This window comes from Salinisphaera dokdonensis CL-ES53 (genome assembly GCF_040361215.1).
Lineage (GTDB): Bacteria > Pseudomonadota > Gammaproteobacteria > Nevskiales > Salinisphaeraceae > Salinisphaera > Salinisphaera dokdonensis.
This window is the reverse complement of sequence record NZ_APND01000004.1, coordinates 82,891-97,507: the sequence shown is the minus strand read 5'-3', so window position 1 is coordinate 97,507 and position 14,617 is coordinate 82,891. Positions and strand designations below refer to the sequence as shown.

Here is a 14,617-nt window from a genome sequence, read left to right as displayed (position 1 = left end):
ATGGCGGGATGAGTGCGCCGCCCAGCCCGTGCGGGCGGCGGTCGAACGGGTCCGGCTAGCGGCGGCCCGCGATAAGGGCGTCTCGCGCGGCGATTGCGTGCCTAGCGGCGTCTTCGCCGTCGTCGCCGAAGGCCGTCAGATGCCCCATCTTGCGCCCCGGGCGTGCTTGGGCCTTGCCGTAGAGATGCAGCTTGAGCGCGGGGTCCGATAGCGCGGCGCGCCAGTCGGGCATGCCGTCGGCCCAGAGATCACCCAGCAGGTTGACCATCGCCGAGGGGCGCAGGCGGCGAGTGTCGCCCAGCGGCAGCGCGCAGACTGCGCGTAGCTGCTGTTCGAACTGGCTGGTCACGCAAGCATCGAAGCTGAAATGACCGGAGTTGTGTGGACGCGGCGCCAGTTCGTTAATCACCAGGCTGCCATCGGTCTTGAGGAAGAATTCGACGCAGAGCACGCCCACCACGTCGAGCGCTTCGAGCACGCCGCGTGCGATCTCGACCGCTTCCTGGGTGATTTTCGGATCGATATCCGGATCGGGAATGGAGACATCGAGAATATGGTCGCGATGGCGATTCTCGGTGACCCCGTAGTGGGCAAACTCGCCGTCGCAGCCGCGTGCGGCGACCACCGAAATCTCGCGCTCGAAATCCACGAAGCCTTCGAGTACGGCCTCGCCCGCGCCGATGGACTGCCAGGCGTCATCCGCCTCGCTCGCGTCACGGATCACGGCCTGGCCCTTGCCGTCGTAGCCGAAACCTGCGGTCTTGAGCACGGCGGGCGTGCCGATACGCGCAAGCGCCGCATCAAGTGCTTCTCGATCCGGCACATGTTCGAACGGCGCGGTCGGGAAACCCGCTCCGGCGAGAAAATCCTTTTCACGCTGACGATGCTGGGCGGTATGCAGCACTTCGCCGCGTGGGCGTACGGGCACGTGCTCGGAGGCCGTACGCGCAGCTTCGAACGGCACGTTCTCGAACTCGAAGGTCACAACGTCGACGCGGCTGGCGAATTCGCCTACCGCCTCGAGATCGTTGTAGTCACCCACCGCCTCGCGGTCGGCGACCTGGCCCATGGGCGTGTCGTCCCCAGGCGAGAAAGTATGGACGCGATAGCCCATACGGCGTGCAGCAATGGCAAACATGCGGCCCAGCTGGCCGCTGCCGAGTACGCCAACGGTGGCGCCGGGAAGAATCGGTCGAGTCATAACGGCAGCTCGTCGTTCTGAACCTTGTCGGCCTGGCGCTTGCGGAAATCGGCCAGCGCGGCGCGTAGTTCCGGGCGAGTATTGGCAAGCATAGAGACCGCAAACAGTGCGGCGTTACGCGCCCCCGAACTGCCGATGGCAAATGTAGCGGTCGGCACGCCGCCCGGCATCTGCACGATCGAGAGCAGCGAATCCAGGCCGTTCAATGCGCGGCTTTTCACCGGCACGCCAAGCACAGGCACCAGCGTCTGCGCGGCGACCATGCCCGGCAGGTGGGCCGCGCCACCGGCGCCGGCGATGATGGCTTCCAGGCCCCGTTCCTCGGCGGCATGCGCGTAATCTCGCATCACATCCGGTGTGCGATGCGCGGAAACCACGCGGCATTCATGGGCCACGCCGAATTCGTCGAGCACTTCGTGGGCCACCTGCATGGTGTCCCAATCCGAGGTGCTGCCCATGATTACGCCGACCAGCGGCTTGTTGTTATCCATCTCGCCCCCTGCGCAGCTCGCAGAAAAGCGGCCTAGTCTATCAATTTAGTGCGGTATTGGCCGCACCAGGCCTGCGATCCAGCGAGGGTGTATCTAATCGAGTACCACCAGGTGATTCGGCAGCTCGTTGCGTTCATGGGTGGCGGGCACCGCGGTGTGGAGTTTCTCGCCACAGGCGGCGATGCATTCAAGGAAGCCGGCGCGGGTTTCGCCGGCTCGCACGCGCGCCGTGAAGGCCGAAACAATCGCCTGCCATTCGCTATCGTCGACATGCTGTGAGATGCCACGGTCCGCGATGATCTCGACATAACGCTCGGCTTCGGACACAAAGATCAGCATGCCGGTGGCATCGCGAGTGTGGTGCAGGTTCTGCTCCAGAAACTGACGACGGGCGAGATTCGCTGCCCGCCAATGGCGTACCGATTTCGGGATCATCCGCGTCGTGACGGCAGGCAGCCGGAAAACCAGCGCCAGCGCGACGAAAACACTCCACTGAATGAGCAGCAGCGTGCTCGCAGAAATCGCGGCCGTGAAGAACAGCAGTGCGCCCGGCAATAGCAGCGCGATCAGCCCGGCCCACAGCAGCGGGATATAGGCGTAGTCGTCGGCGCGCTCGGCGAGCACGGTCACCAGTTCCGCGTCGGTCTCGCGTTCGACCGCGGCAATCGCGTCGGTCACCTGCTGGCGTTCGTTGTTGTTGAGTAATGTCATACGAATCTCGTTACCAACCACCGGAGGCGCCGCCGCCCCCGAAGCCACCGCCACCGCCGGAAAATCCGCCGCCACCGAAACCGCCACTGCTGCCGCCGCCGAAGCCGCCGCCCATCATGATGGGCACGCCCCAGAGGCCGCGCCGCCGGCGACCGCCCCGGCCGCCGCCACCGCCGCTGCCAAACAGGCCGATGATCACGATCATGAGTACGAAGAAGCCGAGACTACGCAGGATCGATGGTTTGCCGGCCTCGCCGCGCGAACGCTGTTCGGGCTCGGCCAGCGGATCGCCGCCAAGCACCTGCACCATCGCGGCCGTGCCGGCGACAATGCCCTGGCTGAAATCGCCCTGGCGAAAAGCGGGCGTGATGACGCGGTCGATGATGACGGAGGACTGCGCGTCGGTAAGTCGGCCTTCCAAGCCATAACCCACTTCGATCCGGATCTTGCGTTCGGCCTTGGCGATGATCAGTAGCGCCCCCGTGTCCTCGCCCTCTTCGCCAATGCCCCAGTGCCGACCGAGTTGGTAGCCGTACTGCTCGATCGTCTCGCCGCCAAGCTCCGGCAAGGTCACGACCACGACCTGTTCGCCACTGGCCTGTTCGTGGGCGGCCAGCATGTCCGTCATCTGTTGCCGATCCGCCGCGTCGAGCATCTGGGCGTTGTCGACGACGCGCCCGGTCAGCTCCGGGAACGACGGTGCCGCCCAGGACGCCGTGCTGACCAGCAAGAGAATCGCGACGAACACGAAATAGCGCGCACTGTTCGAACTCGATCGCATCAGAACTGAACCTGGGGCGCCTGCTCTGCGTTCTCCGCCGCAGCCTCGAAGTTGGCGTGTGGCTCCATGTCGCTATACATCAGCGAATGCCAGAGTCGGCCCGGGAACGTGCGCAGCTCGGTGTTGTAACGCTGCACGGCCTGAATGAAGTCACGGCGTGCGACCGAGATCCGGTTTTCCGTACCTTCCAGCTGCGACTGCAAGGCCAGGAAGTTCTGGTTCGATTTCAGATCCGGGTAGCGCTCGGAAACCGCCATCAAACGGCTCAGCGCACTGGACAGCTCGCCCTGGGCCTGCTGGAACTGCTGTAGTTTCTCGGGATTATTGAGGATGCTCTCGTCGACCTGGATCGACGTCGCCTTGGAGCGTGCCTCGATCACCGAGGTCAGCGTCTCGCGCTCCTGTTCGGCGAACCCTTTCACGGTCTGAACCAGATTCGGGACCAGATCGGCCCGGCGCTGGTACTGGTTCTCGACCTGCGCCCAGGCAGCCTTCACCTGCTCGTCGTAGGTGGGAATGTTATTGACGCCGCAGCCGGTCAGCGAGACCAGCAGCGCGAGCAACAGCAGCATGCCCGGCAGGCGTTTATGAAAAAGAACAGGCGTCGCCGACATGAAGATAGAACTCCGTAGAACTAATCGTTGAATGGCGATCACTCTACGGCAAAGTGCCGTGACGCAACACGCCTGAACGGCTGATCGCTTGGCCTGCAAGGTCAGCGCGTATAGATTGGTTGTGCGCAGTGCAATGGAGCACGGCGCAAATATAACGAGAACACGAGGAGAATCCGATGAAATACAGCGCATGGCCGAAAACGGCCGCGGGCTTAGCCACGGGCCTGGCTCTGGCCACCCTGTTTGCCGGGACCGCCCTCGCCGCTCATCACGAGGAAGGCGACAACGGCATGGCCGCGGGCAGCATTACCGTTACTGAAAGCGTGGCGATAAACGCCGGTCCGGACAAAGTCTGGGGCCTCGTGCGTGACTTCAACGGACTGGCCAACTGGCACCCCGCCGTGCAGTCGAGCGAGCTCACCGAGGGCGAAAACAACGAGCCCGGGGCCGTGCGTCATCTCATGCTTGGCGATGGCGGCAGCATCAACGAAAAGCTCACCGCGTGGAGCGATGAGGAGATGCAGTTCAGCTACGAGATCGTCGACGGCGTGCTGCCGGTCTCGAACTATGCCTCGACGATCATGGTCGAGGCCGAAGGCGAATCCAGCGCCAAACTGACCTGGAAGGGCCAGTTCGACGCTGCCGAAGGCACGGCCGACAAGGACGCCAAGGGCGTGATCATCAATGTCTATCGTGCCGGCCTGACGACCGTGCGGACGATGGCCACCGGCGAAGAGTAGCCCTGCAGTATTCGGCCCGCCCACAGCGGGTCGATTTCTTTCTCTTGCCTGCGTGTTTCCGGCCCGGTCGGCTAGCTACACAGCGGCAGCCCCCACTTCACCGTTCGCGTTATTGCCTAGGCCGTCATGAACTTCATGGCGACGAATATCGCGCCGATAATCAGTAACACCGCAAACCCCGTCGCGACCGCATGGCGCCGCCACAGCGCCAGTGCCCGCTCGCCAACGAGCCACACCAGTAGCGCCAGGCCGAAATAACGCAGCCCGCGCGCGATGCCCACCGCGGCCAGAAACAAGGGCATTGAATACCCCGCTATGCCGGCGGCGAGCAGTGCAACCTGAAACGGCACCGGCGTGACGCCGATCGCCAGAATCGCCAGAAAGCCGTTATCGTCAAACTTCTTCTCGAAGCTGTCGTAGGCATCCTGGGCATTCATCCATTCGAGCAACGGTTGGCCAATCGAGTCGAACAAGAAGAAGCCGACCGTGTAGCCGATGAGTGACCCAACCACGCAACCCAGCAGCGTCACGCCCGCGATCAGCCAAAGCCGCCGCGGACGCGCCAGCATATACGGCACCATGATCAGCTCGATCGGGATCGGCAGGATGATTGTCTCCAGTGCCGAGAGCACACCGAGCCACGCCAGCCCGTGGGGCGAATCGAGCAGTCGTTGGGTCCAGGCCGCAGTGCGGCTCAAGACGCTGCGCCCTGCTGGCGGGCCGCGCCGATCGTCGTTTTTCGAATCTGCATCGCGCTATCTTCGGTCAGAACGACAGTTGAAGCGAGTCATCTTCGGCCATGAACGGCCGCGCGCGGGCCATGGCCATCCAGTGACGCGTCTCGATCGTGTACGCATGCCGAGGCGCGCTACGGGCGAGCGTATAGCCGCCGCTTTCACGCCAGACGACGACACCATAATCGGCCGGTATCTCTTCGGGCTCGGCAATGCCCTCGGCCAGGACGAAGAACACTTCGCCGGCCAGTTCGCGGTAGCGTCGCGTCTTTTGTGAACGCAGCTCGCCGAGCAGATCGCTGCGCCGAACCTTGATTTCGTGCACCTGCGGTGCCAGATGGTCCGGCCGCAGACTGCGCGTAAGCGAAAACACGTCCGGCTTGCAGAGCGACCAACGTCCTTCCGCGGTGTGCTCGACGGTATGAATAGACAGCTCGGTAAACACCAGTCGCCCGAGCCCAGCCAGATGGCGGGCGACGCTTTCGGCAACCTCCGCATGGCGGCTGCGCGCACGACGATTGCGCACCACGGCCTCGCCAAGCGCGTCACGCCCAAGTGCGGTGACCAGGAAATGGCTCGCAAGAGCCCCATCTGCGATCTCTTCGATCAGCCCCCAGCGCAATAGATCCAGGTCGATATTGTCGTGGCAAGCCCAGCCGTGGCTGCGCCAGTAGTGGCGCAGGCGAGTCGCATGGCGTCGAGGTAGCGTGGCCGGCACGTCCTGGCCAGCTGTTGAATTGCGGGAAAGCGCTTTCATCACGCCATAGCGTAACGGCTCTCGCGCCGATTGAGATGCACAAAAAATGCCCGGCACAGCGCCGGGCATCGTAGGCAGAGTCGGTACTGGGCTACTGTTCGGCTTCGTCGCCGGACATGCTGTCACCCGAGCCGGATTCGGACATGCCCGGATCCTGTGACATTTTATCCTGCTCCTTCATCCCTTCCTTCTGTGCTTTGGTGGCCGGCATATCCTCCGACGTCGGCATCTGCTCGCCGGTATTCATGCCGTCGGCCGATTCCGGCACGTTGCGCACGTTCTCGGACTGATGCTCGGTCGCCGGCATGGCGGTCTCGCCCGCTTTCTCTTCGGAATCAGCTGCAAAGGCCGGCATCGCGGCCATACAGCCCAGCAGGGTCAGGCCGAGGCTCGCGCGGCACAGCATTCTGAATCGATTACGCATATCGCTCCTCCGTGGGTATGACGGTCTTTGCGGATGACGAGCGGCAGGTTGCCGGTCGGTCGATCACGACCGCTTCATGTGGAATTCAAATGTCGCGCAATCCATCGGCCGCTTCAAGCGTCATCGCACCGCGAGCTGACGGACGGCAGAAGCGTTCAACGCGGACGTCGGGCATAAAAAAGGCCCGGCAGAACCGAGCCTTTCTGTTCCAACAGCCACGTCAGTGGCCGCAAGCAACTTACTGGCTGGCCAACGCCATGCGGGCATGACGCGCGTGGCTCAGATCGAGAACCTCGATCTGGCTACGGCTGGCCGGCACGTCGTCACTGGACGGCGTGGCCGCTGCCACGTCAGCATTGGCCGGCGCGCCGTGACGCAGCATGGCGGACTGCGAAGCGGACATCGGCGTGACGTTGTCCTGATAGCTCTGCGGATTGGAAGCGGCCGTTGCCGGCACGGCGAATCCTGCAAGCGTAAGGACGGCAGCAGCGATCGCGCTCTTGCGATTCAAATAGCGTGATGTAGACATTGAAGTCTCCCTTTCTAAGCAAATGACAAACTAAAAACTGGCTTGTAGAAAGAGATTGGACCGGCGCGCGCGTTTTCAATCGCTGCAGTGCAACATTTTTGAGGAACGCGGTGAAAAGGTGCTTTTCGATCACATAACGCCGCATTTAGACGCCTTTTGATCGCAACTGTCTATATGCCTATCGACAGCTCCGATAACGCTACAACCGGATCCGGACTCAGCGCTTTGCCGCCTGCTCCGGCAACTGGCTCATGCTGCGCCGGAAGGCCAGCCATGCCATCGTTCCGGCCAATGCATTGCCCAGCGCCGCGCCGAGCCCGACATAGCCCATCTCGCCGAGTAATACCCCGACTGCGATACACGGCAGATAGCAGACAAACAGGCGCGCAAAGGAAATCATCATCGCACGCAGCGGCCAGCCCAGCGCGTTCGACGCCGAAACAACGAGCATGCACAGCCCAAGCAGCGCATAGCTGGGCAGCATGGCGCGGATCAGCCAGGTCAGACTCGCCTGCACGCCGGGATCGTCCGACAGACCGCCGGCAATCCAAGGCGCCGCCAAGGCCATGACCACACCGAACAACAGCTGCCAGATAATCACGGCCTGAAAGGCGATCGACATCAGCACGCGGATACGCGGCCAGTTGTGCGCCCCGTAGCAATGGCCGAGCCACGGCGGCAACGACATGGTCAGCCCCAGCACGAGCATCAACGAGACCGTCTCCAGCCGGCTCGCCAGTCCCCAGGCGGCAACGGCCTGCTCTCCCAGCGATGCGATCAAGGCCGTGGCGGCCATCGCCGATAGGGCCGGCATGAGCTGGCTGAGCATGGCAGGCCCTGCGATCACTGCGAACGCGCCGGTCGATCGGCGGGCCTCGCCCGTCAGATCGGTGAAGCTCAGCCAGTCCCGCTGCGACAGCCGCCAGCCCACCAGCAGCAGACCGACAGAGAACGCCAGGGTTGTCGCCCAGGCCGCACCGGGCAGCCCCAAGCCGCCCCAGTCTCCAACACCGAAGATCAGCAACGGATCGAGGACCAGATTGAGCAGGCTGGTCGTGACCATCAGCAAGCCCGGCAGACGCGTGTTGTTGTGGGCACGAAACAGCGTGTAGCCGAAATACAGCAGCGCCGCGAACCAGTTGGCCAGCAGCTGCACGGGCCAGTACCGAGCGATGAGTTCGAGTGCTTCGCCTTCGGCGCCCAGCTGGCGAAAGAGCGGCTGCTGTAAAATCCATAGCGCGATGGCGAGCAGACCGATCACCGCCGCGCCGCCGAACAGTACGAGGCTACCGAGCCGCCGTGCGCGTTCGGCCTCACCGGCACCGATCGCGCGCGAGATGAGCGCGGCGATCGCGATACCCAGTCCGACCTGAACGCCGATCATCAAAAAAGTGATCGGAAACGTGAACGACTGCGCGGCCAGCGCCGCCGTGCCGAGACGTGCCACGAAAGCCGAGTCCACCAGTTGGAAGCCCAATAGCGACATCACGCCGATTGCCATCGGCCAGGTCTGGGCAAACAGCTGACGGCGCAATGCACCGGTGCTGGCGTAGGTGGACGAGGAGTCGATCAAGAAAAGCTTATCGCTGCGAAATGCCGCGCGATTCTACGCCATGATCGAACCCCCGGAGGCAGCAGCCGCGGGCGAACACGTGCAATAGCGCCCCCGGGGCCGCTACGCTTGGGGCCGGACCGGTTTCAACTACGCCATATACGAGGCCCCATGCACGCTATCCGCACGTTCTGTCTGCTTGTGCTTACCACACTGGTGCTCGCTGCCTGCGCCGGCACGCCCGATTTCATCCGCCTGGCCGACACCGAGTGGCAGCTCGCCCAGCTCGACAACCGTCCGGTCGATCGCGAGGCCACGCGGCGTGACCCCTATCTGCTGATGCACGGCGACAGCCAGCGCGTGGAAGGCTTTGCCGGCTGCAACCGCCTCAACGGCGTATACAGCGGTGGCGGCCAGAGCCTGCGTTTCGATTCGCTGGCAAGCACGCGCCGTTACTGTGCCGATGCCATGGAGCAGGAAGAAGCCTTCATGCACGCGCTCGAGCGCACCAGCGAGGCACAGGTCGACAACGGCATGCTTACGCTGTTCGACAACCGTGGCCGCACCCTGGCCCGCTTCGAGGCCCTGCCCACCCGCTAACTGGCGCAACGCGCCGAGCGAATCCCGCGACGCGCGTACCGGCCGGTGCGCGCCAATCGCCCAATTGACGGGCCGCGCCTGCTCTGAGGTTGGCTCAGGGGTAGCCACTGCTCTTTTTACTGTATATAAATACAGTCATGAGCAATCTATACACCTCCACATCGAATCCCGCGGCGAAACGCCGACTGGCCGAACACGAAGCCTATTGGCGGCGCTTCGGCGTCCATCGCGCCACGCGTCAGGCCGAGTTGCCGGCGATGAGTACGGGCTCGGCGGCACTTGACCGGCTGCTGCCCGGCGGTGGTTATCCCATTGGCGCGGTCACGGAGCTGTTGAGTTCCAACACGGGCATGGGTGAACTGAGCCTGTTGCTACACGGCCTCGCGGCCCGCATGGCCGCTCATCCACGTCGTCAGCTGGCTTTCGTTGCGCCACCCGGCACCCTGCATGCCGCTGCGCTTGCCCAGTCGGGTATCGACTGTGCTCGACTGCCTATCATCCATTGCCGGGACGACAACGAACGGGTCTGGTGTGTCGAGCAGATGGCCCATGCCCATGCGTTTACGGCTTTCGTGGTCTGGGGGGACAGCCTGGATACCACCGCCCTGCGCCGGCTGCAGCTGGCCGCTGAAAAGTCGGTCTGCCCGGTTTTTGTCTATCGCGATATTCGTCGCGCGGCCGAGCGCTCCCCGGCCGCTTTGCGAGTGGCGATCACCGCCGGCGCCAAAGGCCAGCGTCTGGAAATACTCAAATGTCGCGGCCCTGCCGGTGCCCGGGCTGTCGGTCTGCAGGCCGCGCTCGACCAGCCCTGGCAGATGCGCCCCGCTCCTGTTTCGCTGGCCAGCGTGCGTGCACCGGCCAGCAATGAATCCACCGCTTCGGAGACCAGATCGCATGTGGCTCGCCCTGCGTTTCCCCCACTGGGCACTCGATAGCCTTAGCGACGCTGTCGCACCCGCCACGACGGCCACACTCGTAGTCGAGAACCAGGCCGGAAAGCGGCGGGTTGTTGCTGCCGGCGAACCCGCGATCGAGCAAGGTGTGCGCCGCGGTATGGTGCTCGCGGATGCGCGCATGCGCGCACCAGACATGCACATACTCGAACGACGTATCGCTGGCGAACAGGCTGCACTGGAACGCCTGGGCGGCTGGGCATGGCGCTATAGCAGTCAGGTTCATATCGCGCCGGCGGGTGATCAGATCGAATGCAGCCGTGTCGTGCTCGAAATCGGCGCGAGCCTGAAACTTTTTGGCGGCCGACAAAGATTACTGCGTGCCGTGCGCCGGGATCTCAACCGCATGGGCTATCGCTACAGCCTCGGCGTCGCCGATACGCCGGATGCCGCACTGGCTTTTGCCCGAGCGCCCACACGCGGCCAGAAAGACGGATCGCTGGCGCATCTGCCACTGCACTGTCTCGATCTTGATCCCCGCGCCGAACTCTCGCTCAAGGCCAGTGGCTTGCGTCAGACCGGTGAACTACTGGCTTTGCCGCCCGGCGCACTGATACGCCGCTACGGTCAGGCCACACTCGACCATCTGGAACGTGTGCGAGGACAACGGCCACACGAATTGACGCTGTATCAACTGCCGCAACGCTACGGCACCAGGCATGAGCTCACCGGCGCGGTCGAAACCACGCAGGGACTGGTGTTCGTGCTCCGGCGCATTCTTGGCGAACTCGCCGCCTTTCTACAGGGGGCGGATGCCACGATCCAGACGCTGCAGATCAAACTCTTTCACGACGATCTTCCGCCCACCCGGCTGATGCTGCGACTGGCCGCCCCTTCGCGCGCGGCTGATCATCTGGAACGTGTTGCTCACGAACGCCTGGCACGGCTCACCCTCGCTGCCCCAGTGCTCGAGATCGCGCTGGCCAGCGACCGATTACGCCGCCACGAGCACGAACAGGACAGCCTCTGGCGCGACGAGGACAGCACGGGCTGTGAACAGTGGCCGGCGGTTCTCGATCGCCTGCGCGCACGGCTCGGCCATTCGGCCGTGGGCTGGCTGCAAGCGGTGGATGATCACCATCCCGACCAATCAAGCACCGAGATCGATAGACCGCCGACCGACAGTGCAGCGGCCTCCGCCCCGCGCCCGCTCTGGCTCCTCGACGAACCACAGCGGGCGCCGAATGATCTGACCCTGATAAGTGGCCCGGAACGCATCGAGACCGGCTGGTGGCAGCACAGCATCCGGCGCGACTATTTCCGCGCCCGGGACAGCCGGGGACGCCTGCTCTGGGTCTATCGTGATCTTGTCCATGCGCGTCCCGACAGTCCGCCCGTGTATTACATGCACGGCCTGTTCGGATGACAACAGACGAAGACTCGCCCGCCCCGCCCGGCTACGCCGAACTGTGCTGTGTCAGCGGATTCTCCTTCCAGCGCGGCGCGTCGACACCAGAAGAACTGGTGACACGCGCCGCGGAACTCGGCTACGCCGCAATCGCGATCACCGACGAATGCAGCCTGGCCGGCGCGGTACGTGCTCTACAGGCCGCCGAACGCAGCGGTATACCGCTGATCCTGGGCAGTCGCTTCCAACTGGCCAACGGCATTACGTTGGTTGTGCTGGTCCGTAATCGGCCCGGTTACACAAGGCTTTGCCAATTGATCACGACAGCCCGGCGCCGCGCGCACAAGGGCAGTTACGCGCTCGATCTCGCTGATCTTCAGGCCGCCACGCTCGATGATTGCCATCTGCTTGTACTGCCCGACTACGACAGCCCGCCCACTGCCGCGCTATGCGACGTGCTCGGCTGGCTGGCAAGCGCTTATCCGCGTCATGCCCATATCGCCCTCGCGCTGCACCGCCAGGCCCGCGACGACTCGCACCAGCGCCGTCTTGCCGCCTTGCGAGCCCAGTACGGTCTGCCGCTGGTCGCCGTGGGCGACGTGCACATGCACCGGCGCGCACGCCGCGCCTTGCAGGACATATTCACCGCGTTGCGCATGGGCCGCACCGTGGCCACGGCAGGACAGACCCTGTTCGCCAACGGGGAGCGCTACCTGCGCCCGCTGTCGACGCTGACCGCGATTTATCCGGCCGAAGCCCTGGCAACGAGTGTTCGGATCGCGACCGACTGCCACTTCAATCTGCGCGATATTCGTTATGACTATCCGGCTGAACTGGTGCCTGCCGGCCAGAGCGCGCAAAGCCATCTGCGCGCGCTGGTCGAGCAAGGCAGCCGCAAGCGCTGGCCGAACGGGCCCAGCGCGACGGTACGGGGCCAGATCGAGCGCGAACTCGAACTGATCGCGGAAAAGAACTATCCGCACTATTTCCTCACCGTGCACGACATCGTCGCCCATGCCCGCAGTCGGGGCATTCTTTGTCAGGGGCGCGGGTCGGCTGCCAACTCTGTGGTGTGCTTCTGCCTGGAGATCACCGAAGTCGACCCGGTCCGGCACGACATGCTCTTCGAGCGCTTCATTTCACGCGAGCGCAACGAACCACCCGATATCGACGTGGACTTCGAACACGAGCGCCGCGAGGAGGTTATCCAGTACATCTATGCCAAGTACGGTCGCCGCCGTGCTGCCCTGGCGGCGACCGTCATCCATTACCGGCCGCGTAGTGCGATGCGCGATATCGGCCGAGCCATGGGTCTGAGCGTCGATCAGATTGATACGCTTGCCCGGGCTATGTCACGCCGCAGTGACGACGGCACGCTTGCCGATCAGCTCGAAGAACGCGGTATAGATATCGACGAGCAGCAGCTCACCCGTATTCTCGTGCTGGTCGATACGCTCATCGGCTTCCCGCGTCATCTTTCCCAGCATGTCGGCGGATTCGTGCTCTCCGAAGCGCCGCTGGAGGAACTGGTGCCGGTAGAGAATGCCGCCATGCCCGAGCGCACCATCATCCAGTGGGACAAGGATGATCTCGAAGCTGTCGGCCTGATGAAGATCGATGTGCTGGCTCTGGGCATGCTCAGCTGTATACGCCGCTGCTTCGACCTGGTTTCTGCATGCCACGGCCGGCAACTGACCATGGCCAGCATTCCCGGCAAGGACAAGCCGACCTACGACATGGCCTCGAACGCCGACACCATCGGCGTATTCCAGATCGAGTCGCGTGCCCAGATGAGCATGTTGCCGCGCCTGAAGCCGCGTACGTTCTTCGACCTTGTCATCGAAGTCGCCATCGTGCGGCCCGGGCCGATTCAGGGCGGCATGGTCCATCCCTATCTGGAACGTCGCGACAACCCGCAGCGGGTAAGCTATCCGAGCGATGCCCTGCGCGGCGTGCTCGAACGCACGCTCGGCGTACCCATCTTTCAGGAACAGGTGATGAAGATCGCCATGGTGGCGGCCAACTTCACACCCGGCGAGGCCGATGGTCTGCGTCGCTCCATGGCAGCGTGGAAGAAAAAAGGCGGGCTCGAGCCCTGGCGCGAACGCCTTAGGTCCGGGATGGCCGCCAATGGCTACAACGAGGATTTCGCAGATCGCATTTTCGAGCAGATCAAGGGTTTCGGCAGCTACGGGTTCCCGGAATCCCATGCTGTGAGTTTCGCCCTGCTCGTCTATGTTTCGGCATATCTGAAATGCCATTACCCGGCCGCCTTCACCGCCGCCCTGCTCAACAGTCAGCCCATGGGTTTCTACGCTCCAGCCCAGTTGGTGGGCGATGCCCGCCGGCATGGCGTGGTCGTGCGCGAGCCGGACGTCTGTTATTCCGACTGGGACTGCACGCTTGAGCCACTGGACGACGTGACGGCGACAGCTCATAACCGATTCGCCCTGCGCCTGGGTCTGCGGCTGGTGAAAGGACTCGCTCCCGATACCGCTGCGCGTGTCGTCACCGCTCGCGGGCAACGGCCGTTTCGCAATGTGGCGGATCTGGTCACTCGTGGCACGCTGGAACGACGCGCCCGGGATGCGCTGGCGCGTGCCGATGCGTTACGCAGCCTGGCCGGCCACCGGCATGAAGCCCAATGGCAGATCGCCGCGACTAAGGTGCATCAGGATCTGTTCGCAGACCTGGAAGCGCCCGAGGAACCGGTCGACCTGCCGGCACCGGATGAAGGCACCGATGTCGTCGCCGATTACGCCAGCCTCGCTCTGACCCTGCGTCGACATCCACTGGCGCTATTGCGCGAGCAGTTACAACGCGAAGGTGTCCTGACCGCAACCGATTTCGGTCGACTCGCCGACAAACAGACGGCGCATGTTGCCGGGCTGGTCACCATTCGCCAACGTCCCGGCAGCGCCAAGGGCACGACCTTCGTCACTCTGGAAGACGAGACCGGGCCGATCAATCTCGTGATCTGGCCCACTCTGTTCAAGCGTTACCGCGTCGCCGTCACCAGCGCACGGCTACTGCGCGTATTCGGGCAGATGCAGCGCGCAGGCCCCGTCACCCATTGCGTGGCGCGCCATATCATCGACGACAGTCATCGACTTGGCGGACTAAGCACACGGTCACGTGATTTTCACTGATTTATCAGAGCGCTATGAAACCAAGTTAATTCA

Annotated in this window: 15 protein-coding genes; 5 read left to right on the top strand and 10 right to left on the bottom strand. The window is 63.7% G+C overall.

Translation table 11 applies throughout. The features are described from left to right. Positions 1 to 55 precede the first annotated feature (55 nt). The 5 genes from SADO_RS12855 to SADO_RS12835 form a co-directional block, all read right to left on the bottom strand. Positions 56 to 1,201 (bottom strand): 5-(carboxyamino)imidazole ribonucleotide synthase, encoded by a 1,146-nt coding sequence (locus tag SADO_RS12855; protein WP_353112020.1) that lies wholly within the window; start codon positions 1,199 to 1,201, stop codon positions 56 to 58. Beyond that, positions 1,198 to 1,692, bottom strand: coding sequence for a 5-(carboxyamino)imidazole ribonucleotide mutase (gene purE / locus SADO_RS12850; protein WP_353112018.1), 495 nt, complete (start codon positions 1,690 to 1,692; stop codon positions 1,198 to 1,200). Before purE ends, SADO_RS12855 begins: the two co-directional genes overlap by 4 nt. Positions 1,693 to 1,785: 93 nt before the next feature. Further along, complete coding sequence (locus tag SADO_RS12845; RefSeq protein WP_353112016.1) at positions 1,786 to 2,403, bottom strand: TPM domain-containing protein; 618 nt, start codon at positions 2,401 to 2,403, stop codon at positions 1,786 to 1,788. 10 nt (positions 2,404 to 2,413) lie between these two features. Then, the gene (locus tag SADO_RS12840; protein WP_353112014.1) at positions 2,414 to 3,184 is read right to left on the bottom strand and encodes a TPM domain-containing protein; all 771 of its coding nucleotides are present in this window, start codon (positions 3,182 to 3,184) and stop codon (positions 2,414 to 2,416) included. Further along, the gene (locus SADO_RS12835; RefSeq protein ID WP_353112673.1) at positions 3,184 to 3,756 is read right to left on the bottom strand and encodes a LemA family protein; all 573 of its coding nucleotides are present in this window, start codon (positions 3,754 to 3,756) and stop codon (positions 3,184 to 3,186) included. Before SADO_RS12835 ends, SADO_RS12840 begins: the two co-directional genes overlap by 1 nt. 218 nt (positions 3,757 to 3,974) lie before the next feature. On the opposite strand from SADO_RS12835, the gene SADO_RS12830 reads away from it, so the two are divergent. After that, complete coding sequence (locus tag SADO_RS12830; RefSeq protein ID WP_353112012.1) at positions 3,975 to 4,538, top strand: SRPBCC family protein; 564 nt, start codon at positions 3,975 to 3,977, stop codon at positions 4,536 to 4,538. Positions 4,539 to 4,654: 116 nt separating this feature from the next. On the opposite strand, the gene SADO_RS12825 is transcribed toward SADO_RS12830, so the two are convergent. The 5 genes from SADO_RS12825 to SADO_RS12805 all read right to left on the bottom strand — a co-directional run bounded on the left by SADO_RS12825 (position 4,655) and on the right by SADO_RS12805 (position 8,555). Further along, the gene (locus tag SADO_RS12825) at positions 4,655 to 5,236 is read right to left on the bottom strand and encodes a YqaA family protein (RefSeq protein WP_353112010.1); all 582 of its coding nucleotides are present in this window, start codon (positions 5,234 to 5,236) and stop codon (positions 4,655 to 4,657) included. A gap of 67 nt (positions 5,237 to 5,303) precedes the next feature. Further along, on the bottom strand, positions 5,304 to 6,029 hold the full coding sequence (locus SADO_RS12820; protein ID WP_353112008.1) for a hypothetical protein: 726 nt from the start codon (positions 6,027 to 6,029) through the stop codon (positions 5,304 to 5,306). Positions 6,030 to 6,120: 91 nt separating this feature from the next. Continuing rightward, on the bottom strand, positions 6,121 to 6,453 hold the full coding sequence (locus SADO_RS12815) for a hypothetical protein (protein ID WP_353112006.1): 333 nt from the start codon (positions 6,451 to 6,453) through the stop codon (positions 6,121 to 6,123). Between the two features lie 238 nt (positions 6,454 to 6,691). Then, positions 6,692 to 6,982, bottom strand: a complete 291-nt coding sequence (locus SADO_RS12810) for a hypothetical protein (protein ID WP_353112004.1) — start codon at positions 6,980 to 6,982, stop codon at positions 6,692 to 6,694. Positions 6,983 to 7,199: 217 nt separating this feature from the next. Further along, positions 7,200 to 8,555, bottom strand: coding sequence for an MATE family efflux transporter (locus SADO_RS12805; RefSeq protein WP_353112002.1), 1,356 nt, complete (start codon positions 8,553 to 8,555; stop codon positions 7,200 to 7,202). Positions 8,556 to 8,705: 150 nt separating this feature from the next. Between SADO_RS12805 and SADO_RS12800 the strand changes: the two genes are divergently transcribed. From SADO_RS12800 to SADO_RS12785, 4 genes are all read left to right on the top strand, one after another. After that, on the top strand, positions 8,706 to 9,134 hold the full coding sequence (locus SADO_RS12800) for an META domain-containing protein (protein WP_353112000.1): 429 nt from the start codon (positions 8,706 to 8,708) through the stop codon (positions 9,132 to 9,134). Between the two features lie 137 nt (positions 9,135 to 9,271). Continuing rightward, on the top strand, positions 9,272 to 10,069 hold the full coding sequence (gene imuA / locus SADO_RS12795) for a translesion DNA synthesis-associated protein ImuA (protein ID WP_353111998.1): 798 nt from the start codon (positions 9,272 to 9,274) through the stop codon (positions 10,067 to 10,069). Continuing rightward, the gene (locus tag SADO_RS12790) at positions 10,029 to 11,453 is read left to right on the top strand and encodes a Y-family DNA polymerase (protein ID WP_353111996.1); all 1,425 of its coding nucleotides are present in this window, start codon (positions 10,029 to 10,031) and stop codon (positions 11,451 to 11,453) included. Before imuA ends, SADO_RS12790 begins: the two co-directional genes overlap by 41 nt. Further along, positions 11,450 to 14,584, top strand: coding sequence for an error-prone DNA polymerase (locus tag SADO_RS12785; RefSeq protein ID WP_353111994.1), 3,135 nt, complete (start codon positions 11,450 to 11,452; stop codon positions 14,582 to 14,584). The genes SADO_RS12790 and SADO_RS12785 overlap by 4 nt, the downstream gene beginning before the upstream one ends. Positions 14,585 to 14,617: the final 33 nt, after the last annotated feature.